The 300-nt window shown below is 27.3% G+C and carries 1 protein-coding gene; it reads right to left on the bottom strand.

Annotated elements, in window-relative coordinates; translation table 11 throughout:
• Nucleotides 1-300 (bottom strand): alpha-amylase family glycosyl hydrolase (locus AC6UDG_RS07530; protein WP_500706964.1); only part of this gene is annotated, 300 nt, incomplete at both ends.

Here is a 300-nt window from a genome sequence, read left to right on the forward strand (position 1 = left end):
ATTATCATTTGTATCTAATAAATGGTAATCACCATTTAACAATATATTGTCATTTAAACGTAATTTGATTAATTTACGATAAAAATTTAAAACAGAATTTGGGTCTTGATTTTCTTTAGCTACATTTTGTTTTAAATAACTGGGATTCATAGATATCCATGGTTTATGATTACTAAATCCAGCATATTTATTACTATTCCATTGCATAGGTGTTCTAGCGTTATCACGGCTCTTACCGTTTAGATGCTTCATAATTTCACTTGTAGGAACACCTTTTTTTATTTGTTCATGATAGTATCT

It is taken from the genome of Fructilactobacillus sp. X2R1C1 (genome assembly GCF_059901435.1).